The organism is Agromyces sp. MMS24-K17 (assembly GCF_043950245.1).
In the GTDB taxonomy this organism is placed as follows: Bacteria; Actinomycetota; Actinomycetes; order Actinomycetales; family Microbacteriaceae; genus Agromyces.
In genome coordinates, this window is record NZ_CP171640.1 from 811,838 (window position 1) to 832,556 (window position 20,719).

20 protein-coding genes are annotated in these 20,719 nt (G+C 72.3%); 8 read left to right on the forward strand and 12 right to left on the reverse strand.

Translation table 11 applies throughout. From position 1 onward, the window contains the following. The first annotated feature begins 63 nt into the window (after positions 1–63). A complete protein-coding gene (locus ACGGZK_RS03525; RefSeq protein WP_395244888.1) occupies positions 64–2,013 on the forward strand; it encodes an MDR family MFS transporter in 1,950 nt (649 codons plus the stop codon). Positions 2,014–2,055: 42 nt separating this feature from the next. On the opposite strand, the gene ACGGZK_RS03530 is transcribed toward ACGGZK_RS03525, so the two are convergent. Then, positions 2,056–3,018 carry an aldo/keto reductase gene (locus ACGGZK_RS03530; RefSeq protein WP_395244889.1) on the reverse strand — a complete coding sequence of 321 codons (963 nt, stop codon included), beginning with the start codon at positions 3,016–3,018 and terminating at the stop codon, positions 2,056–2,058. 110 nt (positions 3,019–3,128) lie between these two features. On the opposite strand from ACGGZK_RS03530, the gene ACGGZK_RS03535 reads away from it, so the two are divergent. Continuing rightward, the gene (locus tag ACGGZK_RS03535) at positions 3,129–3,797 is read left to right on the forward strand and encodes a DUF4232 domain-containing protein (protein ID WP_395244890.1); all 669 of its coding nucleotides are present in this window, start codon (positions 3,129–3,131) and stop codon (positions 3,795–3,797) included. Positions 3,798–3,811: 14 nt separating this feature from the next. On the opposite strand, the gene ACGGZK_RS03540 is transcribed toward ACGGZK_RS03535, so the two are convergent. The 6 genes from ACGGZK_RS03540 to ACGGZK_RS03565 form a co-directional block, all read right to left on the reverse strand. After that, positions 3,812–4,558 (reverse strand): cupin domain-containing protein, encoded by a 747-nt coding sequence (locus ACGGZK_RS03540; RefSeq protein ID WP_395244891.1) that lies wholly within the window; start codon positions 4,556–4,558, stop codon positions 3,812–3,814. Next, complete coding sequence (locus ACGGZK_RS03545) at positions 4,555–5,574, reverse strand: PmoA family protein (protein WP_395244892.1); 1,020 nt, start codon at positions 5,572–5,574, stop codon at positions 4,555–4,557. The genes ACGGZK_RS03540 and ACGGZK_RS03545 overlap by 4 nt, the downstream gene beginning before the upstream one ends. Further along, entirely contained in the window at positions 5,571–6,692 is a 1,122-nt protein-coding gene (locus ACGGZK_RS03550; protein WP_395244893.1) for a Gfo/Idh/MocA family protein, read from the reverse strand. The genes ACGGZK_RS03545 and ACGGZK_RS03550 overlap by 4 nt, the downstream gene beginning before the upstream one ends. Positions 6,693–6,780: 88 nt before the next feature. After that, the gene (locus ACGGZK_RS03555; RefSeq protein WP_395244894.1) at positions 6,781–8,085 is read right to left on the reverse strand and encodes an ABC transporter substrate-binding protein; all 1,305 of its coding nucleotides are present in this window, start codon (positions 8,083–8,085) and stop codon (positions 6,781–6,783) included. A gap of 90 nt (positions 8,086–8,175) precedes the next feature. Next, complete coding sequence (locus ACGGZK_RS03560; protein WP_395244895.1) at positions 8,176–9,105, reverse strand: carbohydrate ABC transporter permease; 930 nt, start codon at positions 9,103–9,105, stop codon at positions 8,176–8,178. After that, the gene (locus ACGGZK_RS03565; protein WP_395244896.1) at positions 9,098–10,027 is read right to left on the reverse strand and encodes a carbohydrate ABC transporter permease; all 930 of its coding nucleotides are present in this window, start codon (positions 10,025–10,027) and stop codon (positions 9,098–9,100) included. Before ACGGZK_RS03565 ends, ACGGZK_RS03560 begins: the two co-directional genes overlap by 8 nt. Before the next feature lie 212 nt (positions 10,028–10,239). On the opposite strand from ACGGZK_RS03565, the gene ACGGZK_RS03570 reads away from it, so the two are divergent. After that, positions 10,240–11,262, forward strand: coding sequence for a LacI family DNA-binding transcriptional regulator (locus ACGGZK_RS03570; RefSeq protein ID WP_395244897.1), 1,023 nt, complete (start codon positions 10,240–10,242; stop codon positions 11,260–11,262). Positions 11,263–11,265: 3 nt separating this feature from the next. On the opposite strand, the gene ACGGZK_RS03575 is transcribed toward ACGGZK_RS03570, so the two are convergent. Then, positions 11,266–12,066, reverse strand: coding sequence for a hypothetical protein (locus tag ACGGZK_RS03575; RefSeq protein WP_395244898.1), 801 nt, complete (start codon positions 12,064–12,066; stop codon positions 11,266–11,268). A 186-nt stretch (positions 12,067–12,252) separates the two neighbouring features. On the opposite strand from ACGGZK_RS03575, the gene ACGGZK_RS03580 reads away from it, so the two are divergent. Genes ACGGZK_RS03580 through ACGGZK_RS03595 form a run of 4 tightly spaced genes read left to right on the forward strand, consistent with a single transcriptional unit; the run spans position 12,253 to position 16,120 of the window. Next, positions 12,253–13,143 carry a helix-turn-helix domain-containing protein gene (locus ACGGZK_RS03580; RefSeq protein WP_395244899.1) on the forward strand — a complete coding sequence of 297 codons (891 nt, stop codon included), beginning with the start codon at positions 12,253–12,255 and terminating at the stop codon, positions 13,141–13,143. Positions 13,144–13,171: 28 nt separating this feature from the next. Next, positions 13,172–13,705 (forward strand): YbaK/EbsC family protein, encoded by a 534-nt coding sequence (locus ACGGZK_RS03585; RefSeq protein ID WP_395244900.1) that lies wholly within the window; start codon positions 13,172–13,174, stop codon positions 13,703–13,705. A gap of 36 nt (positions 13,706–13,741) precedes the next feature. After that, positions 13,742–14,623, forward strand: a complete 882-nt coding sequence (locus ACGGZK_RS03590; RefSeq protein ID WP_395244901.1) for a metal-dependent hydrolase — start codon at positions 13,742–13,744, stop codon at positions 14,621–14,623. A 33-nt stretch (positions 14,624–14,656) separates the two neighbouring features. Beyond that, on the forward strand, positions 14,657–16,120 hold the full coding sequence (locus ACGGZK_RS03595) for an NAD(P)/FAD-dependent oxidoreductase (RefSeq protein ID WP_395244902.1): 1,464 nt from the start codon (positions 14,657–14,659) through the stop codon (positions 16,118–16,120). 74 nt (positions 16,121–16,194) lie between these two features. Here the strand turns inward: ACGGZK_RS03595 and ACGGZK_RS03600 are convergent, their stop codons facing one another. After that, a complete protein-coding gene (locus ACGGZK_RS03600; protein ID WP_395244903.1) occupies positions 16,195–16,680 on the reverse strand; it encodes a hypothetical protein in 486 nt (161 codons plus the stop codon). A gap of 103 nt (positions 16,681–16,783) precedes the next feature. Here ACGGZK_RS03600 and ACGGZK_RS03605 point away from each other — a divergent pair, with 103 nt between their 5' ends. Beyond that, positions 16,784–17,104, forward strand: coding sequence for a winged helix-turn-helix transcriptional regulator (locus tag ACGGZK_RS03605; RefSeq protein ID WP_395244904.1), 321 nt, complete (start codon positions 16,784–16,786; stop codon positions 17,102–17,104). A gap of 10 nt (positions 17,105–17,114) precedes the next feature. On the opposite strand, the gene ACGGZK_RS03610 is transcribed toward ACGGZK_RS03605, so the two are convergent. The 3 genes from ACGGZK_RS03610 to ACGGZK_RS03620 form a co-directional block, all read right to left on the reverse strand. Beyond that, on the reverse strand, positions 17,115–18,182 hold the full coding sequence (locus ACGGZK_RS03610) for a hypothetical protein (protein WP_395244905.1): 1,068 nt from the start codon (positions 18,180–18,182) through the stop codon (positions 17,115–17,117). A 10-nt stretch (positions 18,183–18,192) separates the two neighbouring features. Then, the gene (locus tag ACGGZK_RS03615; protein WP_395244906.1) at positions 18,193–20,061 is read right to left on the reverse strand and encodes a substrate-binding domain-containing protein; all 1,869 of its coding nucleotides are present in this window, start codon (positions 20,059–20,061) and stop codon (positions 18,193–18,195) included. 68 nt (positions 20,062–20,129) lie between these two features. Further along, entirely contained in the window at positions 20,130–20,672 is a 543-nt protein-coding gene (locus ACGGZK_RS03620) for a hypothetical protein (RefSeq protein WP_395244907.1), read from the reverse strand. Positions 20,673–20,719 lie beyond the last annotated feature (47 nt).

The following is a 20,719-nucleotide window of genomic DNA, read 5'->3' on the forward strand; positions in this document are numbered from 1 at the left end:
CATCGAGGAGGGCGCAGGCGCTACGACTCACGGATGTCACGCCGGAGGAATAGCATCGCGCCCATGGCGAACTCCGCACCGGCGTCCACGCCGCTCATGAGCCATCGGCAGATCCTCTTCGTGATCTTCGGCCTGATGGCGGGCATGTTCCTCTCGGCGCTCGACCAGACCGTCGTCGGCACCGCCATCCGCACCATCGGCGACGACCTGCACGGGTTGAGCCAGCAGGCGTGGGTGACGACGGCGTACCTGATCGTCTCGACGATCTCGACGCCGATCTACGGCAAGCTCTCCGACATCTGGGGCCGGCGGCCGCTGTTCATCGCGGCGATCGTGATCTTCATCGTCGGATCGCTGCTCGCGTCGTTCTCGACGTCGATGCTCGAGCTGGCGGCGTTCCGCGCCATCCAGGGCCTCGGCGCCGGCGGCCTCATGTCGATGCCGCTGGCGATCATGGGCGACATGCTCGCCCCGCGCGAGCGCGCGAAGTACCAGGGCTACTTCCTCGCCGTGTTCGGCATCTCGAGCCTCATCGGCCCGCTCGTCGGCGGCCTCTTCGCCGGCGCCGAGGAGATCCTCGGCATCGCCGGCTGGCGCTGGGTGTTCCTCATCAACGTGCCGATCGGCATCCTCGCGCTGGGCGTCGTCATCCGCTTCCTGCACCTGCCGAGACACGACCACGACCGGGTGCGGATCGACTGGTGGGGCGCGACGTTCGTCATCGTCGGCCTGGTGCCGCTCCTGCTGGTCGCCGAGGAGGGCCGCGACTGGGGCTGGACGAGCCCGATCGCGATGGCCTGCTACGTCGTCGGCGGGCTGGGCCTGCTCGCCTTCGTCATCGTGGAGTCGCGCATGGGCGACGACGCGCTCATCCCGCTGAAGCTGTTCCGGTCGTCGACCTTCTCGATGGCGACCGTCATCGGCGTGTTCGTCGGCTTCGGCATGTTCGGCGCGATGATGACGATCCCGCTGTTCCTCCAGCTCGTGTTCGGCGCGACGCCGACCGAGAGCGGGCTGCAGATGCTGCCCATGATCCTGGGCATGATGGTCGCCTCGATCGGCAGCGGCCAGATCATCGCGCGCACCGGCCGGTACCGGATGTTCCCGATCCTCGGAACTCTGTTCCTGTCGGGCGGCTTCCTCACGCTGACGTTCCTCCAGTACGACTCGTCGTACTGGTTCATGGCGGGCGCGATGGTGCTCATCGGACTCGGCCTCGGCCAGCTCATGCAGACCCTCACGATCGCGAGCCAGAACTCGGTGGGGCTGCGCGACATGGGCGTGGCGACGAGCGCGTCGACGTTCTTCCGCCAGATCGGCGGCACGCTCGGCACGGCCGTGCTGCTGTCGCTCCTCTTCACGGTCATGCCGCAGAACATCACGGGCTCGCTGTCGGATGAAGCGACGCTGGGCGATGCCCTCGACGCGGCGCTCGATCCGGCGGTGGCGACGGCTCCCGAGAACGAGCAGATCATGGCCACGATCTACTCGCCCATCGTGGAGCCGATCATCGCGCAGCTCCCGCCGCAGGTCGACCTGTCCGACGACGACCAGCGCGCGCAGGTCGTCGACCAGGTGCTGCCCGAGATCGAGTCCGCGTTCGACGGCTCGGGCTCGGCGGAATCGTCGGTCGGCGGGGATGCGCTCGACGACACGTCGTTCCTCACCGGCGCCGACCCGCGGCTCACCAAGCCGTTCCTGGTCGGCTTCACCGAGTCGGCGGTCGCGGTCTACCGGGTCGCCCTCATCGTGGTGCTGATCGCGTTCGTGCTCACGCTGTTCTTCCGCACGCCGCCGCTGCGGGCGAAGTCGGCCCTGCAGGAGGCGGCCGACGAACGCGCCGCGGCGGCAGGCGGGGCCGCGAGCGCGGCCGGTGGCGAGGCCGACGAGCGCACCGACACCGGGGTCATCGCGACGTTCGCGGCCGAGGAGGTCGGCGCGCTCGTGCAACCCGGCGGGGACTCGTCGACGCACGACCGACGGCCGGGCCACGTCGAACGCGACGGCGGCTGAGGCGGCGACTGCGCCGACTGAGGCGACGGCGGCGGCTACGGCTCAGTCGGTCGGCGGCTCCAGCCACCAGCGCGGCTCGGGCACGAGCGCCTCGAGTTCGGCCCACAGGTCCTCGGGAAGCCGGGCGGATGCCGCGACCAGCGTCTCGTCGAGCCGCTCGGGCCGGCTCATCCCGACGACCGTCGTCGCGATGCCCGGGTCGCGCAGGGAGAACTGCAGGGCGGCCGCCGCGAGGTCGACGCCGTGACGCACGCATGCGGCGTGCATCGCGGCGACGGCGGCGAGCACGCCCTCGTTGGCCGGCGCGTACGCGTAGCGGGTGACGTTGACCGGGTCGGCCAGGATGCCACTGCCGTGCACGGCGGCGTTGATCACCGGCACGCCCGCGGCCTGCGCCTCGGCGATGAGCGGCCCGGCGCTGCGGTCGACCAGCGTCCACCGGTTGTGCACGAGCACCGCGTCGAACACGCCGAGCGCGAAGTACCGGCGCATCTCGGGGATGGGGCCGCCGGCCAGCCCGATCCGGCCGACCTCGCCGCGCTCGCGCAGCTCGACGAGCGCGTCGACGGCGCCACCCGGGGCCGTCATCTCCTCGAACGCGAAGTTCTCGGGGTCGTGCAGGTGCACGAGCGGCAGGGTGTCGAGCCCGAGCCGTTCCTTGCTCTCCCGCACCGACTGCCGCACGCGCTCGCCCGAGTAGTCGCCGCCCTTCGGGTCGACCTTGGTGATGACGACGACATCGTCGGGCTTGCCGCCCGCCTCGGCGAGCGCGGCGCCGATGCGGCGTTCGCTCTCGCCGTCGGAGTACCCGTTCGACGTGTCGATCGTGCGCACCGGGCTGTCGAGTACGCGGCGCACGAGGTCGATGGCGCGGCGTTCGGGCACCTCGGCGCCGTAGAGCCACGGCATGCTGCCGAGCGGGCTGCCGCCGAGCGTGAGCGCCGAGACGGTGATGCCGGTGTCGCCGAGCGGGCGCAGCCAGCCGGGATCGGTGGGGGTCGTCATACCGTGAACCTACCGGCCGCCGAACTCAGTGCTGTCCCTCTCGCACCGGCCGTCCCCGCGGCGATACGTTGGGCGCGACCGTGCCGGGGCGCGGAGATGGGGAGCGTTCGATGACGAAGGCCGGATTCGGCGGTGCCGCCCTCGTGGCGGCGGCGTGCCTCCTCCTGGCGGGGTGCGCATCCACGGCATCCGTCGCCGAGACCGAGCCGACGCCGTCGGCGACCGTCCGCGCGACGGCGAAGCCGCCGACCCCGACCCCGCGCCCGACCAACCCGGCGACGAACGCCCCGGCGGCCGACGCCGTGCAGGCGCCGCCGGCTCCGGTCGCGCCGGAGCCCGCGCCGGACGAGCCCGCGCCGGCCCCGCGCTGCGTCGACGAGCAGCTCTCCCTCGCGTACATCGCCCGCCCGCAGGACTCGGGCGCGGGCAGCTTCTTCGCCGACCTCGTGTTCACGAACGTGTCGGGCTCCGACTGCTCCCTCTTCGGGTGGCCCGGACTCGTCGCCCTCGACGCGTCGGGCACCCAGCTCGGCGGGCCCGCACTGGCCGATGGCCCGATCTCCGACAGCGTCCTCCTCGCGGCCGGCGGCGGCATCGCGGTCTCGGCGCTGCACGGGTCGCAGCCGGGGGCGTGGGGATGTCCCGCCGCCACGTCGACCGCGCTCCGCGCCGCGATCACGTCCGACGGCGCCGGCCCGGGCGTCGTCGTCGCGGCATCGATCCCCGTGTGCGCCGACCGCACCTCGACGCTCGACCTCGGGCCGCTCGTCGCGGGCTGACCCCGCGCAGCGCGTCAGCCCCGCGCCGACACGTCGTACGCGCGCAGGCGCCCGCACATCCCGAACCCCCGCTCTCCCGTCGGCGCGTCCGCCTGCTCGACGTGAGCATCGGCGAGGTGCGCGTGGATGCCCCGAGCCAGGTCGGCGGTGATCGCCGCGCTCCGCTCGGCCTGCGCGAGCGGGCCTGCGGCGACGAGCTCCGACCAGGCGGGCGCCCGACCGGCGACGAGGGCGGCGGCCGCCGCCTGGAACTCGCGCAGCGGTCGGTCGTCGCCGCGGGCAAGGGCGTCGCGGATCGGCAGGTAGCCGGTCACCGCGAGGTCGCGACGACGACGCGCCGCCTCGGATCGGGCGAGGACGGATGCCTCGCTGCCGTCGGCGGCAGGCAGGGTCGCCGCCGCGCCGTACCGCTCGGCGTCGGCGACCACGTCGGCGGGGAAGGTCATGACGGCGTCCCCCGCCTCGGGCAGGCCCGCGTTGCCCATGATCACCAGCACCTGCAGGCCGTCGAGGTTCACGGCCCGGTGGATCGTGCCGGGCGTGAACCACACGACCACGCCGGGCGCCAGGGCGGTGACCCCGGCGCCCGACGGGTCGAGCGTGTGCAGCTCCCCCGCCCCGCCCACCACGACGTAGCACTCGGTCGACGCCAGGTGCAGGTGCGGGCTTCCGCCCACGAGGCCGTCGGGCGCGGCGTCGTCGTAGACATCGAGCCACGTCACCGACGTGCCTCCGGGGAAGGTCGAGGCGGGTCGGGTCACACGCGAGCCCCGATCAGTGCACCGCTCGAGGCATCCGCGTCGCTCGAGGCATCCGCATCATCCCCGTCGTCCGCCGCGTACGACGCGAGGACGCCGCGCACTGCCTCGGCGAGCGAGGGCGCGTCACCGGCGTCGCCGTCGGCGATGCCGACGCCGTAGCGGAACCGCGCCGTCTCCCCCGGCGCGACCACCAGCTCCTCGCTGAAGAAGGGTGCGGGGTTGAGGCAGGCGAACTCAGCGTCGCGGGCGAACCACTGCGGCGGGTGCTGCGGGTTCTCGTGGTGGTCGACCATGAGCACGAGCGAGGTGGCGTCGACGTGGTCGTGCCGGCCCTCGAAGGCCATCCACTCGTGACGGCCTCCGCGGACGTCGTCGCCCGACCCCGTGCCCGACGACGTGACGAGCCGGCCTCCGGTGAACGAGCGTGGGCCGCGCCAGAATAGGCCGCCGTAGCCGGCGTTCTCCCGGCCGCGAGTCGTCGGCGAGCCGATCGGGATGTCCCGCCCCGACACGTTCGTCATCGCGGTCTCGACGGTGAGCGCCCACGCGTCGTCCGACACGATCTCGGCGCGGAGCGCCCTGCGCTCGGTGAAGAGGAGCTCGCCGGCCTGGGTGACCCACTCCAGCCGGTGGGCGAATGCGACGGCGCCGTCGTCGGCCGACACCCGGTCGATGCCGCGGTGGGCCTGCTCGCCGTCGTTGTCGAGCTGCACGTAGAACCGCCCGTGCACATAGGTCGGGCCGCCCCAGAAGTTCTCGTCCTCGACGACCGGCAGCGACCAGGCGATGCCCTTGTGCCAGACGTGGTCGTGCGGGCGGAACAGGCTGACGACGTGCCCGGCGCGCGTGCGCAGCGGGTGCAGGTACGGCTTCGGCGACTCGAGCTGCGGGCTGTCGGGCACGTAGGTGTACCGGAACAGCTCGGTCTCGCCGTCGAGGGCGGTGAGGGACATGCCCAGGTCGTGCCGGGCGCCGAGCGTGCGGCCCCGATCGATGCGCTGGCCGGCGGCGCTCATGCCACGACCTCCTTCACGCGCTCCCACGGCACGGCGCCGCCGTCCATGCTTCGCGTGAACGGGTCGTCGCCGTCGATTTCGCCGGCCGCGACTGGCGCGCCGCGGAACGCGGAGGCGTAGGTCGCGGCGGCGAACTCGAGCGTGCGCCGCGCGTCGCCGATCGACACCGGCGGTTCCGCACCGGCCTCGAACGCGTCGAGGATCGCGGCGATCTGCACGCGGTGCCCGCTCGTCACCTCGGGCTCGAGGTCGGCCGCCCAGAGCTCGGCGAGCTCCTCGTGGCCCGGCGCCGGCGTGAAGGTCCAGTCGTCATCGGCGTAGCCGTAGAGGTGCTCGACCTCGACGCTCGCGTGCTCGTAGTCGAACCGCAGGCGCGAGGTCTCCCGCGGCGAGACGACGGAGTTGACCACGGTAGCGAGCGCGCCGTTCTCGAACTGCGCGAGCGCGATCGAGACGTCCTCGGTGTCGGTCGGCCGCGACTGGCGGGCCGCGAATGCGCTCACCCGCGCCCACGGCCCGAGCACGGCGAGCAGCAGGTCGAACTGGTGGATGCCGTGGCCCATGGTCGGGCCGCCGCCCTCGATCTCCCATCGACCGCGCCACGGCACGTCGAAGTACTCGTCGGGCCGGAACCAGAGGGTCTCGCAGGTCGCGACCAGCGGGCGGCCGAGCGCGCCCGATGCGGCGAGGCGCTGGAGCCGGAGCGCCGCGGGACCGAACCGGTGCTGGAACACGGTCAGCACCGGCACGCCGGTCTCCGCGTTCACCCGCACGAGCTCGTCCATCTCGGCGAGGCTCAGCACCGTCGGCTTCTCCACGAGCGCCGGCACCCCGGCGCGCATGGCCTGGATGGCGAGCGGGGCGTGCGTCTGCGGCGGGGTGCAGATGTGCACGAGGTCGAGCCCCGGCACGGCGGCGAGCAGCTCGGCGGCGTCCTCGTGCACGGTGGCCGTGCCGCCGAACTCGTCGGCGAAGGCCCGGGCGCGCTCACCGTCCACGTCGGCGACGGCGACGAGCGCGACCCGGTCTCCGAGCTCGGCGAGGGCCTGGGCGTGGGCGTGCGCGATGCCGCCGGTGCCGATGATGGCGACCCGGAACGGCGGAGTCTTCGCGGGCATGGTGATGGGCTCCTTCGATTCGGTGCGGTTGGACATCCGAGGGGGCCGCCGGGAGACGACCCCCTCGGATGGTCTGTGGAGACGCGGCCTAGGCGGCTGCGTCGATCTCGGCCTGCAGCTCGGCGATGAACGCCTTCGCCGCGTCGAGGGGCTTCGTCTGGCCGGAGAGGACCTCCTGCGAGTACCGCTGGAGGATGCCCTCGATACCGCTCGCGCCGTTCGGCGTGACCAGCGGGGCCGGGCCCGGAGTCACGCGCTCCTGGTACTCGACGGCGAGCGCGTCGGTCTCGGAGAGGCTGCCGGCGAGGTGTTCGCGGATCGCCTCGTTCGCCGGGATGCCGCGCTCGGTGCCGATCACGTCGGCGGCCTCCTCGCTGTTCAAGAGGAAGTCGACGAGCAGCGCCGCCTCGGCGGGGTGCTCCGACCGGCCCGACACCGACCAGTACATCGACGGCTTGAAGAAGTTCGGGTGGATGCCCTCCGGCTCCGGGAGCTTCAGCAGGCGCAGGTCGGCGCCGCTGGCCGACGCCAGCGCGGTGATCTGCGTGTTGTGCGCAGTGCCGAGGGCGACCTTGCTCGTCGCGATCGCGCCGCCCGAGATACCAGCGGTCTGGCTCTCGACGATCGCGGCCGGGTCCTGCATGCCGCCCGCCGCGATGAGGTCGAGCTCGTACTGCCACATGTCGGCGATCGTCTCGGGCGAGACGGCGACCTGGTCGTCCTCGTCGAAGACCTCCTCGCCGGCGGAACGGGCCCAGTACTTCAGGCTGCTCGTGTCGAACCCGGCGATCTGGGCGGAACCGGTGATCGCGCCGCCGCCCTTCTGGGTCAGCTCGACGGCGAGATCGGCGTAATCGTCCCACGTCCAGGTGTCGTCATCGGGCAGTTCGACACCGTACTGGGCGAACAGGTCGGCGTTCGCGACGATGGCGTACGAGGCGACGCCGATCGGCAGCGCGTACTGGGTACCGGCGACCTGCCCGGTCGCGAGCGCGTCGTCGGGGATCTGGGCTGTGTCGACCTCGAGCCCGCCGAAGTCGGCGAGCGCGCCGCGAGCGCCGTACGAGGCGAGGTACAGCTCGTCCATCTGGATGACGTCGGGCGCCTCGCCGGCCGCGGCCGCCGTGGCGAGCTGGTCCCAGTAGCCGTTCCAGTCGGCGTACTGCGGCTCGACGGTGATGTTCGGATACTCTTCCTCGAACGCGTCGATCGCGGCCTGGGTCTGCTCGGCGCGGGCGTCGCCGCCCCACCATGTGATGCTGAGGGTCACGGGCTCGTCGCTGAGCTCGGGACCGCTCGCGGCGGGGCTGCCCGAGCAGCCGGCGAGGGTGAGGGCGGCGGTGGCGGCGAGGGCGGCGCCGATGCCGGCCTTCCGCGCGAGGGGGTGCCTCATGGTGATGCTCCTTAGTCGTGAGGTGGGTTGGGTTGGATCGGGTCGGTGCGGGTGATGGCTGGTAGTGCGGGTGCGGATGCCCCGGCGGGGCTACTTGCCTCCGGTGGTCGCGATTCCCTGGATCAGGAAGCGCTGGCCGAGGAGGAAGACGATGAACACGGGAAGCAGCGACACGACGCTCATCGCGAAGACGGCGCCCCAGTCGGTCGCGGCCTGCTGGTCGACGAACGCGCGCAGCGCGAGCGGGGTCGTGTACTTCTCGGGCTTGGTCAGGTAGATCAGCTGGCTGAAGAAGTCGTTCCACACCCAGATGAAGGTGAAGATCGTCGTGGTGCCGAGCGCCGGCACCATGAGCGGCAGCACGATCTGCGTGAAGATGCGGCCGTGCCCGGCGCCGTCGATGCGGGCCGCCTCGTCGAGTTCGCGCGGGATGCCCCGGATGAACTGCACCATCAGGAAGATGAAGAACGCGTCGGTAGCGAGCACCTTCGGCAGGATCAGCGGCAGGTACGTGTTCACCCAGCCCAGCTGGGCGAACATGATGTACTGCGGCACGATGATCACGTGGATCGGCAGCATGATCGTCACGAGCATGACCGCGAACCACCACTTCTTGCCGCGGAACTCGAGCCTGGCGAACGCGTACGCCGCCATCGAGCAGGCCACGAGGTTGCCGAGGATGCATCCGATCACGACCAGGGCCGAGTTGATCAGGTAGTGCCCGAAGGGCTGCGCGAACGCGTTCCACCCGTTGACGTAGTTCTCGACGTGGAAGTCGCGCAGGATGATGCTCGGGTCGGTGAAGATCTCGTCGTTCGGCCGGAGCGAGCTCACGACCATCCAGAGCACCGGGTAGAGCATGAGCAGCGCGCCGGCGATGAGCACGACGTGCTTGAACACGCTCCGGAGCGGGCTGAAGACCCGGCTGGACCGGCCGGCCTGGGCCCGTGTGGCGCGGGTCGGTGCGGCGAGGATCGCGGAGGTCGCCGTCTCGTCACGGCGGTTGAGCAGGTCAGTCATCGTAGAACACCCAGTACTTCGAGGCCCAGAAGTTGATCGCGGTGAAGGCGCCGATGATCAGCACCAGCAGCCAGGCGAGCGACGCGGCGTAGCCCATGTCGAACGCGCCGAATCCGCGTTGGTACAGGTAGAGCGAGAACACGAGGGTCGAGTCCGCCGGCCCGCCGGTGCCGCCTGAGACGACGAACGCCTGCGTGAACGACTGGAACGAGTGGATGATCTGCAGCACCAGGTTGAAGAAGATGATCGGGCTGAGCAGCGGCACCGTGATGCCCCAGAACTGCCGCCACTTCGACGCCCCGTCGACGCTGGCCGCCTCGTAGTAGGAGGCGGGGATCTGCCGGAGTCCGGCGAGGAAGATCACCATCGGTGCGCCGAACGTCCACACGTTGAGCAGGATCAGGGTCCACAGGGCGGTGTCGGGGTCGGAGATCCAGCCCTTGCCCTCGATACCGAACCAGCTGAGCGCGACGTTGAAGAGGCCGTCGGTGCCGAACACGGTCCGCCAGAGCACCGCGATCGCGACGCTGCCGCCGATGAGCGACGGCAGGTAGTAGATGGAGCGGTAGAACGAGAGCCCGCGCACGCCGCGGTCGAGGAGCACCGCGAGCCCGAGCGCGAGGGCGAGCTGCAGCGGCACCGAGACCAGCACGTAGGTGAAGGTCACGCCGAGCGACTTGTGCAGGCGCTCGTCGGTGAACATGCGCGTGATGTTGTCGAGTCCGTTGAACACGGGCGGCTGCAGCAGGTTGTACTTCGTGAAGCTCAGGTAGAGCGACGCGAGCATCGGGCCCGCGGTCACGAAGAACAGGCCGATGAACCACGGCGCGAGGAAGATCAGCGCCGCCTTGCCGTCGCGCTTGGTCGTCGCCGTCGAGGCGGACGAGCCCTTGAGGTGGCGGAGTTCGTTGATCGCACTCATCGGCATGCCCCTTCTCGGGGGCACGCCTCGGGCGGCCGCGGGTGGCGGCGAGGCGGGATGCGGGTCGACACGGATGCTCCTTCGGATCGGTGACGAAGAGCGGATGATCACAAATAGTGATCGTTCACTCTTGGCGTGCAGCCGACGATAGTGAACGATCACCATTTATGTCAACATGGTCTCCGAACCGATGACGATGAAAGGCTCAGGGCATGACGGAAGCCGGCCAGGGCGAGCGACGACCCACCATCATGGAGGTCGCGCGACACGCCGGCGTCTCCCACCAGACGGTGTCGAGGTACATCCGCTTCAACTCCGGGGTGAAACCCGACACGAAGCGCCGGCTGGACGACGCGATCCGCGAGCTCGGCTACCGACCGAACCTCGTCGCCCGCTCGATGCGTACGAAGCGCACCGGACGCCTGGCCGTGCTCGTGCCGGAACTCGAGCACAACCCCGCGCGCATGCTGTCCGGCGCGAGCGACGCGGCGCACGGCGCCGGGTACTCCATCGACGTCCTGAGCGTGCCCGGCGGCGCCGAGGCCAGGGCCGCCCGCATCGTCGAGCTCGCCGACTCCGGCCAGGTCGAGGGCATCCTGTCGTTCTCCCCGGTCGCGCGCAGCGAGGAGCAGCGCTTCGCCGACGGCGCCGCCGTGGTCGTCGCGGCGGAGTTCGACGACCAGATGCGCAGCATCGGCGAGCTCACGGACGCCTCGCCCCTCGTCGACCTCGTCGAACGACTGGCCGCGCTCGGCCACCGACGCTTCTTCCATATCGCCGGGAGCCGCGAGTTCGCCTCGGCGCGCGCACGCAAGCAGGCGTACCTCGACACGGTCGCCCGCCTCGGCCTCGAGTCGGTCGGCGTCCACGACGGCGAGTGGACGGGCGAGTCGGGGCTCGCCGCGATCCACGCCCTCCCCGAGGATCCGGCCCGTCGCCCGACCGCGATAATCGCGGCGAACGACCTCGTCGCGGTCGGCGCCCTCCGCGGCGCGCGCGAGCGCGGCTGGGATGCCCCGCGCGACCTCAGCATCACCGGCTGGGACGACGACCCGATCGGCCGGTTCCTCACCCCGGCGCTGACGACGGTCGAGGTCGACCTGGAGCTGCTCGGCCGCACCGCGATGCTGCGACTCATCGCGTCGCTGCGCGACGAGGCCCAGCCCGCCGACGCCGGGCCCCTCTCCCGCATCATCTGGCGGGAGTCGGCCGGCCCCGCACCCGCCGGCGACTGACCCTCAGTCGTCCTCCCCGACCCACACCATCACGGTCTCGGTGCGGCGCTCGGGCCGCAGCATCGTCACGTGCGCGAGGTCCTCGCCGCTCGCCGGCGACCAGGTCACCTCGGTCGCACGCGGCGACAGCGTGAAGGTGACACCGCCCTCGTCGGCGACGCCCGCCGGGCGCACGGCCGCGAGGATCGAGCGCGACCGCACCCCGATGGTGAGGCCGCTCGTGCGGAACTGCTCGGGGTCGGTGCAGGCGGTGCCGATGCCCGCCCAGTTCTCCCGCTGCGCCACGAGGCAGAAGTCGCCGCCCTGGGTGCGAGCGAGCCAGAACCGGAACCCGAGCGTCGTGTCCATGAAGCGCGCCGAGCTCGCCGCGTCCTCCGGCAGGCCGACGGGCACGAGCTCCCCCGTGTGCCGCGGCGACTGCAGTACCGCGAGTGCCGAGTCGGCGGTCGACGTCTCGGTGAGCACGGGCACGAGCAGCGCCCCGCCCGCGACCACGACGGCCGCGACGAGCGCGACCGCGAGCCGCCCACGCGGCCGGCGGCGTGCTTCGGGTTCGGATGCCTCGGGCGCGTCGGATGCCCCGGGTGCATCGGCGACCTCCGGCGCACCGGAACCCCCTCCGAAGTCGGATGCCTCGACCCGATCGCGGTCGACCGGCGTCCCGCTCGGGACATCCGCCGGCTTCGACTGCCTCGCGAGCAGCGCGGCGAGTTCGTCGGCCTCGGGCGTCAGGTGCCCGTCGGGTCGACCGAACACGAGTCGCTGCAACTCGGCGATGCGTGCAGCGGAGGCATCCGGCTCCACGTCTCGGACGTTACGCCGACCGGGCCGCTGCCGCAGGCGCTCGGGGACGCGCGGCTCGCACCCCGTCAATCCTGGCGTGGGGCCAGGTCGCGGCCCGGAAGAGGGCGCAGTCAGCGCGGGGCGGCGGCGCTGCCCGGTACTGCCAGACCCTCCCGGCGCGCCGGGCGGCGGCGTACCGTCGATCGCATGGACCATCGCAGCGAGGTGCGCGAGTTCCTCTCCACCAGGCGCGCACGGCTCACGCCCGACCGGGCGGGACTGCCCGCCTACGGCGGCAACCGCCGCGTGCCCGGCCTCCGGCGCGAGGAGGTCGCCCTCCTCGCGGGCGTCAGCGTCGACTACTACACCCGCCTCGAGCGCGGCGACCTGTCCGGGGCATCCGACACCGTGCTCGACGCGCTCGCCCGCGCGCTGCAGCTCGACGAGGCCGAGACGGCGCATCTGTTCGACCTCGCGCGCACGGCGAACGCCTCCCCCGTCGCGCGCCGGCCGCGCCGGGCGGCCGGGTCGGTGCGACCGAGCATCCAGCGGATCCTCGATGCGATCACCGAGGCGCCCGCGATCGTCCGCGACAGCTACTTCGACTACCGGGCGGCGAACGCGCTCGGCCGCGCGCTCTACGCGCCGGTGTTCGCCGAGCCGCATCCGAACAGCGCCCGGTTCTCCTTCCTGAACCCTGCCGCGCGCGAGTTCTACCCGGACTGGGACCAGGTGACCCGCGAGCTCGTGGCCACCATGCGCGGGGAGGCGGGCCGCAACCCGTACGACAAGCGCCTGACCGACCTGGTCGGCGAGCTCTCGACCCGCTCCGACCGGTTCCGCACGCTCTGGGCGGCCCACGACGTGCGGTACCACCGCTCCGGCGTGAAGCGCCTGCACCACCCCGTGGTCGGCGACCTCGAGCTCGTCTACGAGGCGTTCGAACTGCCCGCCGACCCCGGCCTGCAGTTGGCGACCTACACGGCCGAGCCGGGCTCGCCGTCGGCCGACGCGCTGAAGCTCCTGGCCAGCTGGGCCGCGAGCGGCGAGGGCGCGGCGGCGGTGCGACGCGACCCGGCGGCGACCGCCGAGCCCTGAGGGGGCGTCCCGCTATCGTCGGAGCATCATGCCGACGCTCGACCTCGTGCCCGCCCTCTCCCGCCCCGACCTCGTCGCCGCGCCGGTGCGCACGGCGCTCGACGCGCTCGACCCGGAGCTCTCCGGCGCGATCCGCGTCGCCCCGATCGACGGCGGCCTCGCCGACACGGCCGCGTTCTGCGAGGCCTACGGCGTCGCGCCCGAGGCATCCGCGAACTGCATCGTGGTCGCCGGCAAGCGCGGCGATGCCGTGCGCTACGCCGCGTGCGTGGTGCTCGCCACGACCAGGGCCGACGTGAACGGCACGATCCGGCGACTGCTCGACGCACGTCGCGCGAGCTTCGCGCCCATGGCCGAGGCGGTCGAGCTCACGGGCATGGAGTACGGCGGCATCACGCCGATCGGCCTGCCCGAGGGCTTCGACCTGCTCATCGACGCTCGGGTCGTCGAGGTGCCCGACGCGATCGTCGGCGCCGGCATCCGCGCGGCGAAGCTGGCGCTGCCCGGGCGCGTGCTCGCGGCGCTGCCGGGCGCGCAGGTCGTGGAGGGGCTCGCCGGCTGACCTCCGGGTCCCCGGGTCCCGACGTACCATCGGGGGATGCCCCTCCCCCACGCCGACACCCTCGTCACCTACCCCGACGGCGACACCACCTCGACCGGTGTCGTGCTGCACGTCGAGCCGCTCGGCGACGGGCGCTCGGCGGTGCTGCTCGACCGCACCGCCTTCCACCCGGTCGACACCGCCTGGCCCGACCAGCCCGCCGACCGCGGTGCGCTCCACGCCGGCGCGGGCGCGTTCCCGATCGTCGACGGCCTGACCGGCGGCATCCACGACGGGGTCCTCGCGCTCGGCGCCGACCTGCCCGTGCGCACCGGCACGCCCGACTGGACCTTCGTCGTCGCGCACGTCGTCGACGGCGACGCGCCCGCGGTCGGTGACGAGGTGCGGGTCGAGGTCGACGCCGCGTACCGCGCCGCCCTGTCGGCCGGGCACACCGCCTGCCACCTCGCCGCGCTCGCCCTCGACGCGGCCCTCGCCGACGCGTGGACCAAGCCCGCACCCACCGACGCGCTCGGCCACCCGGCCTTCGACTCGCTCGCGATCCAGAGCTCCCGCATCGAGCCGCACGGCTCGGTCGACGTGTACCGCATCGGCAAGTCGCTCCGCCGGAAGGGGTTCGACGCCGCGACCCTGACCGAACCCGACGCGGTCGCCGCCGTCGCGGCCCGGGCGAACGAGCTGCTCGCGGGCTGGATCGCCGCCGGCGGCGCGGTCCGCATCGAACGCGACGACGAGGCCCTCTCGGCGCGCCGCACCTGGGCGTGCGACGTCGACGGCCGGCACGTCACGATCCCGTGCGGCGGCACCCACGTCGACGGGGTCGCCGCGCTCGAATCGGTCGAGGTCGCGCTCGAGGCGGAGCCCGTCGAGGGCGGCCTGCAGCTGGCAATGCGCACCAAGGTGACGTCGAGCCGCTAACCCCATCGAAAAGGCGGGGTAGCCTCGATATACGTGACGACCGCACCGACTCCTGCATCGGCCCTTCCCCACGTCGTGATCATCGGCGGCGGCTTCGCCGGCGTGAACGCGGCCGAGGCGCTCGCGAAGGCACCTGTCCGCGTGACGCTCGTCGACCGCCGGGTGTACAACACGTTCCAGCCGCTGCTGTACCAGGTGGCGACGGGCGGCCTGAACCCGGGCGACGTGACCCACTTCCTCCGCAGCCTCCGCGCGAAGCAGCCGAACCTCGACATCCTGCACGAGCACCTGATGGAGATCGACGTCGAGGGCCGCACCGTCCGCATGCTCGACGGGCAGCAGCTCTCCTACGACTACCTCGTGCTCGCCAACGGCGTCACCACGACCTACTTCGGCACCCCCGGCGCGAAGGAGCACGCGTTCGCCGTGTACTCGCGGTCGCAGGCGATCCGCATCCGCGACACCCTCTTCACCCGCCTCGAGAAGGCGACGCAGCAGCCGGGCCGCACCTCGGGCCTCGAGGTCGTCATCGTCGGCGGCGGCGCGACGGGCGTCGAGATGGCCGGCGCCCTGGCCGAGCTGCGCGAGCAGGGGCTCGAGCCCGCGTACCCCGAGCTGAAGGGCGACGCCTTCGGCATCACGATCGTGCAGCGCGGTGCCGACGTGCTGAAGCCCTTCATGCCGCGGCTGCGCACCTACGCGGCGAAGCAGCTCCACCGTCGCGGCGTCGAGCTGCGCACGGGCGCCGGCGTCGCCGAGGTGCACGCCGACGGCGTGACGCTCACCGACGGCACGAAGCTCGCCTCCGACCTCACGATCTGGGCGACCGGCGTCGCCCCGCACGAGGAGGTGCGCTACTGGTGCCTCCCGCTCGACGAGCACGACCGCATCAAGGTCGGCGAGGACCTCCAGGTCGAGGGCCTGCCCGGCATCTTCGCCGCCGGCGACGTCGCGGCCGCCCCGCAAGACCTGCCGCAGCTCGCGCAGCCCGCGATCCAGGGCGGCGCCCACATCGGCCGGCAGATCATCCGGCTGCTGGCCGGCGAGCCGACCGAGCGCTTCGAGTACCACGACAAGGGCCAGTTGGCCGTGATCGGCCGGCGCTCCGCCGTCGGCGAGGTGCCGGGCCTCGCCAACCTGCCGGTGCTCCACGCCCTGCCATTCCTGCAGAAGGTGCCCGGCTTCCGCCGCACGATCGGCCTCACCTCGCACCCGGCGTGGGCGGTCTGGCTGTTCGTGCACATCGCGAGCCTCCTCGGCGCGCGCAACCGGCTCACCACGATGATCGGCCTCTGGGCGCGCTACGGCTTCCCGAACTACCGCGCCGCCGTGCCGATCGTCGGGGATGTCCCGGCGATCCGCCCGTCGAAGGCGCAGCGCCTGCGCCTCACCCCCGAGGAGTTGAAGGCCGCCGAGGAGGCGATGGAGTCCGACCGCGCCGACGAGGTCATCACGATCGCGACGCCGGAGCAGTCCAACACGGACCTGCGCGCCTGACACCGACGTGACGTCGCTCGGGATGCCTCGGGCGAGGCATCCCGAGCCCGAGGCATCCCGACCGGTCGCCCGCGTCAGGCCGCGACGGTGGCGTCTGCGTCGGCGTCGGATGCCTCGTGCGCGACGTCGTGCGCGCCATCCGCGCCATCCGCGCCGCGCGAGGCCTGCCCGTCCCGCGCGTCCCGCCCGCGCGGGAACCCGATGACGAGCCCGGCGATGAACAGGATCGGCATGAACGCGGCGGTCGACGCCTGCTGCACCGTGATCGTGCCCGCGGTGATGAACGCCACGGTCGCCAGCCAGTCGATGGCCTGCACGCCGATCATGGCGATGATCCACGACCGGTACCGCTCGGGGCGCAGGAACGCGAGCACCGAACCGTAGGCCAGCGCGAGGGCGCGCGCGCTGAACATGGCGAAGATCCAGGGCGCCCAGCCGGCCGCGGGCGGCAGCCCGAGGAGTCCGGCGAAGTCGGCGGGGGCGAAGAGGAAGCCGGCCGCGAGTGCCACCTGGAAGACGGCGGCGACGGCGAGGGTGATGCGCAGAACGAGGGTTCGCATGGGGTGTCCTTTCTCGACTCGCCCATGGTTCCGGCAAAAGTTCCCTTTGTGAAGTAGGCACTTTCGGGCAAGATAGTTTCCGAAACGGAAGTGAGGCGGGCGGATGGGTGCTCCGGGATGCCCGATCGAGCGGGCGGTGCGCGTGCTCGACGGCAAGTGGACCCTGCTCGTGCTGCGCGAGCTGCTCGAGGGCACACGTCGGTTCGGGCAGCTGCAGTCGGCGCTGCCGGGCGTCAGCCCGAAGACGCTCACCGACCGCCTGCGCACCATGGAGGCCCAGGGCATCGTCGAGCGCACCGTGTACCCCGAGGTGCCGCCGCGCGTCGAGTACCGCCTCACGCCCTACGGCGAGACCCTGCGCACCGTCATCGACGCGCTGCGCGCCTGGGGCGAGGAGCACGCGCCGGACACGTCGCACCCGTAGGCGCCGCCCGTTACCCCGCGGAGCCGGGCGCCCCGTTCCCGTCGTCGGCCGCGCGCTCGAACGCGCGCTCCCATTCCTGCAGCTCCTTGCGCCGCCCGATGAGCCCGTCGAGCGAGACCTGGAACTGGAGGCCGCGCCGGGCGTTCACCTGCTTGATGTTCCGCACGAGTTCCGCCGACACCTCCGTCACCGCGTCCTCCACCTCGCGCACGCGTTCCTCGGGGTCGTCCCAGAGGTGCGGGTGGGTGAGGATGTCGAGCAGGTAGTCCCGGTCGACGGCCGCCGTGAGCTTGCGCAGCGTGGCGTCGACCTCGACGACGGCCGTCCCCCGCGGCGCGGCGCCGCGTTGGTCGAGCCGGGTGAACAGCTCCTCGACGTTCACGGCGATCGTCGAGAGCTCGACGGCGGTCCTCGCGGCGACCGCGTTCCCGCTCGCACCGACCTGGGCGTATGCGCCGCTCAGCGACCGGAGGTTCGCGACGTGTCGGCGGATGGGCTCGGGCACCCGCCGGTCCGAGCCCACGGCCTGGCGGCGTCGGGCGCGGATCACCGCGACGGCGGCGGCCGCGCCCGCGACGACGACCGCGCCCGCGATGGCCAGCCCGACGAACAGCCCGGCGTCGGCGCCGGCCGCTGCGGCCCCTCCCCCGGGCGACGAGGCGCCGGCCGCCGCCTGCACCTCCTGCACGGTCTCGACGAGCGCGGGCTCCACGCCGTCGGCGCTCGACTCGTTCTCGTTCGCGATCCGCATCGCCTCGCCCGCGTCGAGCACGCGGGAACCCGCCGACAGGTCGTCGCCGACCGCCACGATGATCGTGTCGTAGGGCGTCGACTCGGCGAGCTGCGCGACGATCTCGGGTCCGGATGCCTCGAGCGCCGCGTTGTCCGAGAAGACCGCGATGCCGATCGAGGCATCCCCGACCTGCACCTGCAGCGAGGCCTGCAGGCTCGATGCGTCGCCCACCTCGGGCGACACGTACACGGAGCTGGTCTGCAGCGCGGCAGCGGCGCCGTCGACGTACCCGTCGCCCGCGCTGGAACTCGCACCGACCCAGGTGCCCACGACATCGGCCCTCATCCGCGCGCCCCTAGAAGTTGTTGATGACGGAGGCGAACACGAGGTCGATCTTCGCGGCATCCGAGGCGTCGAACCACTGACCGCCGGTCGCCGCCGCGATGCGCTGCAGCGCCGCGGTGTCGGCGCCCTCGCCGTACGCGATCGGGAAGATCCGCACGGGCGCGTCGCCGCCGCCCTCGCCCGACGCCGCGCCGATCTTCGCGATCAGCGAGTCGAGCGACATCTCCGAGTCGGCGTCCTGCCCGTCGGAGAGCACGACGATCGCGTTGATGCGGCCAGGCTCGGCGCGGGCGACCATCTCGTCGTACGCGACGGCGATCGCGTCGTAGAGCGGCGTGCCCTGGCGGTTGACGTACCTGAGGTCGTCGACCGACGAGCTGAGCCGCTCGCGATCGGAGCCGAGCGGCGCCACGTCGCGGAGCAGCAGCAGGTTCCGCCCGGCCTCGGATTCGACGCCCGTCGTGAACGCCCACATGCCGACCTCGTCGGTCGACCGGAAGTGGCCGAGCGTCGCCTGGGCGCCCACGATCGCGCCGTCGAGCTTCGTGCGACCGTCGCCGATCGGGTCGTCCATGGAGCCCGAGACGTCGATGAGCTCGAGCACCGACGACGGCTTGCGGATCTGCGTCCACTGGTCGATCGCCGCAGAGACGACGTCGACGCCCGGGCGCGGGAGCGTGATCGCGGGTCCCGCAGGGTCGACGCCGTACGCCTCGGTGAAGAGGTCGCCGAGCGGCACCGTGTCGTCGAGCGGTCGGAAGCCGAACTCGGGCAGGATCCGCTGCGCCTCGTCGGTCGCGAGGAAGTCGATGAACGCCTGCCCGGCAGTGCGCTGCTCGGCCGTCACCCAGTCGGCGCCCAGCACGGTGATCGGGTTGTCCGACCACATCGAGCCGCCCGACGGGTACACCGCGACGAGCTTCTCCTGCGGCGGCGTGAGCGTCTCCCCCGGCTGCACCGTGTGCGAGTCGGGGTTGCCCTGGTTGTAGTTCAGGAGCGACGTCTCCTCGAGCGCCACCGCCGAGACGTAGCCCGATCCGCCCGACCCGTGCTGCGTGTCCTCGTAGAGGGTGTTCAGCACCTTGCCGGTCGTGTCGCCGTAGTGGATGACGCACTCCTCGAACACCCGCGAGAACTCCTGCGCCGCCGCGACGTCGTCGGCGGTGAGGCCGTCGGTCTTGCCGGATGCCTCGTACGACTGCATGAGGATCGCCGACAGGCCCGTGGTCGACGTGTTCGGGTTCGTCTTCGAGATCTTGAACGACCCCCAGATCGGCTTGCCGACGCTCCCCCAGCCCGCCGGGTCGGCGCACAGCTTCTCGAAGTCGGCGATGCCGATCTCCGCATCGGGCCAACCGAGGGCCTTCGCCATCGTCTCGGGCACGCCGAAGACGACGGGGGTGTGGGTGAACGAGACCGGCTCGCCGACGAGCGAGGCGGATGCCGCGGCCGCGACCCGCTCCGTCCAGACGGTCGATGCCGGGGACCACAGGGTCGGCCACCGACGCGGGTCGTCGTCGGGCCAGTCGCCGCCCGCGGTGAGGTAGCGCGTCGCGTCGCCCGACGAGACGTTGATCGGGTGCACGGTCGCACACTCGGCGAGCGCCTCGTGCTGCGGCGACTCCTTGAACGCCGTGGCGAGGGCGTCGAGCATGTTGACCTTCTCCGACGACGTCGCCGCGACCACGCTCGTGCAGCCGTCGTCCGCGAAGTCGCCTCCGGCGACGGTGCCGCCCTGGTCGCCGCCCCCGAACGTGCACGCCGTGAGGGCGATCGAGGCCGTCGCGAGCGCGGCGATCATGCCGAAGGCGCGCACTCCACGGCGCGGGGTCGGGGCGTCGATGGGGCGGGCGGCCGTGCGCCGCGGAACGGGTGCCATGGGCAACAGGGTAGGCGGCTCAGCAGGCTGCGGGGGAACCGGTTCCCATCTGGTCCGCTGCTCCCGCGTCATCGATGCCGGAGCTCGACGCCCGCAGGCAGGGCGATCAGGGAGTACACCGGGTCGGGACGACGCGATGCGGGCGTCCCGATCATGACCTCCCGCCCGTCGACCACGATCGTGTTGACGTCGATCTCGGGGCCGTGGCCGAGCAGCACGACCACCTGCGCCTCGGTGAGGTCGACGTCGAACCGGCCGCGTGCCCAGGTGCGGACCGCCGTCACCAGCTCGGCCGACGGACCCGCATCCACTGGGACCGCCTGACGACTGCGCATCACCCGGATTCGCCACGCCGCCTCGGCGATCACCCCGACGACGGCCGCGAGCAGGCCGAGCGCCAGGACCGCACCGGCGACCTCGTCCGGAAGCCCGGGCACGAAGATCGTCGCGAGGATGACGGCGAGCACCGCCGCGAACCCACCGAACCCGACCCAGAACAGCTTCCCGGTCGAAGTGCGCCTCGGCGCCGTGGCCATCGACGGCTCGAAGATCGACGCCGTCAGGTAGCCGTCGGCGTCGATGTACATGGAGGCAGGGGCATGGCGGGTCATCGTCGTCCTCGTCCGAGTGAGGTCAGGGGTACCCGCCGCAGCGTAGC

Excerpts from the sequence above, each read along its gene's own strand:
- ACGGZK_RS03525 (WP_395244888.1), top strand. The coding sequence starts at position 64 with ATGGCGAACTCCGCACCGGCGTCCACGCCGCTCATGAGCCATCGGCAG.
- ACGGZK_RS03545 (WP_395244892.1), bottom strand. The coding sequence starts at position 5,574 with ATGAGCGCCGCCGGCCAGCGCATCGATCGGGGCCGCACGCTCGGCGCC.
- ACGGZK_RS03590 (WP_395244901.1), top strand. The coding sequence starts at position 13,742 with ATGCCCCTCCCCCACGCCGACACCCTCGTCACCTACCCCGACGGCGAC.
- ACGGZK_RS03585 (WP_395244900.1), top strand. The coding sequence starts at position 13,172 with ATGCCGACGCTCGACCTCGTGCCCGCCCTCTCCCGCCCCGACCTCGTC.
- ACGGZK_RS03610 (WP_395244905.1), bottom strand. The coding sequence starts at position 18,182 with ATGAGGGCCGATGTCGTGGGCACCTGGGTCGGTGCGAGTTCCAGCGCG.
- ACGGZK_RS03570 (WP_395244897.1), top strand. The coding sequence starts at position 10,240 with ATGACGGAAGCCGGCCAGGGCGAGCGACGACCCACCATCATGGAGGTC.
- ACGGZK_RS03580 (WP_395244899.1), top strand. The coding sequence starts at position 12,253 with ATGGACCATCGCAGCGAGGTGCGCGAGTTCCTCTCCACCAGGCGCGCA.
- ACGGZK_RS03620 (WP_395244907.1), bottom strand. The coding sequence starts at position 20,672 with ATGACCCGCCATGCCCCTGCCTCCATGTACATCGACGCCGACGGCTAC.
- ACGGZK_RS03530 (WP_395244889.1), bottom strand. The coding sequence starts at position 3,018 with ATGACGACCCCCACCGATCCCGGCTGGCTGCGCCCGCTCGGCGACACC.
- ACGGZK_RS03535 (WP_395244890.1), top strand. The coding sequence starts at position 3,129 with ATGACGAAGGCCGGATTCGGCGGTGCCGCCCTCGTGGCGGCGGCGTGC.
- ACGGZK_RS03550 (WP_395244893.1), bottom strand. The coding sequence starts at position 6,692 with ATGCCCGCGAAGACTCCGCCGTTCCGGGTCGCCATCATCGGCACCGGC.
- ACGGZK_RS03555 (WP_395244894.1), bottom strand. The coding sequence starts at position 8,085 with ATGAGGCACCCCCTCGCGCGGAAGGCCGGCATCGGCGCCGCCCTCGCC.
- ACGGZK_RS03565 (WP_395244896.1), bottom strand. The coding sequence starts at position 10,027 with ATGAGTGCGATCAACGAACTCCGCCACCTCAAGGGCTCGTCCGCCTCG.
- ACGGZK_RS03600 (WP_395244903.1), bottom strand. The coding sequence starts at position 16,680 with ATGCGAACCCTCGTTCTGCGCATCACCCTCGCCGTCGCCGCCGTCTTC.
- ACGGZK_RS03605 (WP_395244904.1), top strand. The coding sequence starts at position 16,784 with ATGGGTGCTCCGGGATGCCCGATCGAGCGGGCGGTGCGCGTGCTCGAC.
- ACGGZK_RS03615 (WP_395244906.1), bottom strand. The coding sequence starts at position 20,061 with ATGGCACCCGTTCCGCGGCGCACGGCCGCCCGCCCCATCGACGCCCCG.
- ACGGZK_RS03560 (WP_395244895.1), bottom strand. The coding sequence starts at position 9,105 with ATGACTGACCTGCTCAACCGCCGTGACGAGACGGCGACCTCCGCGATC.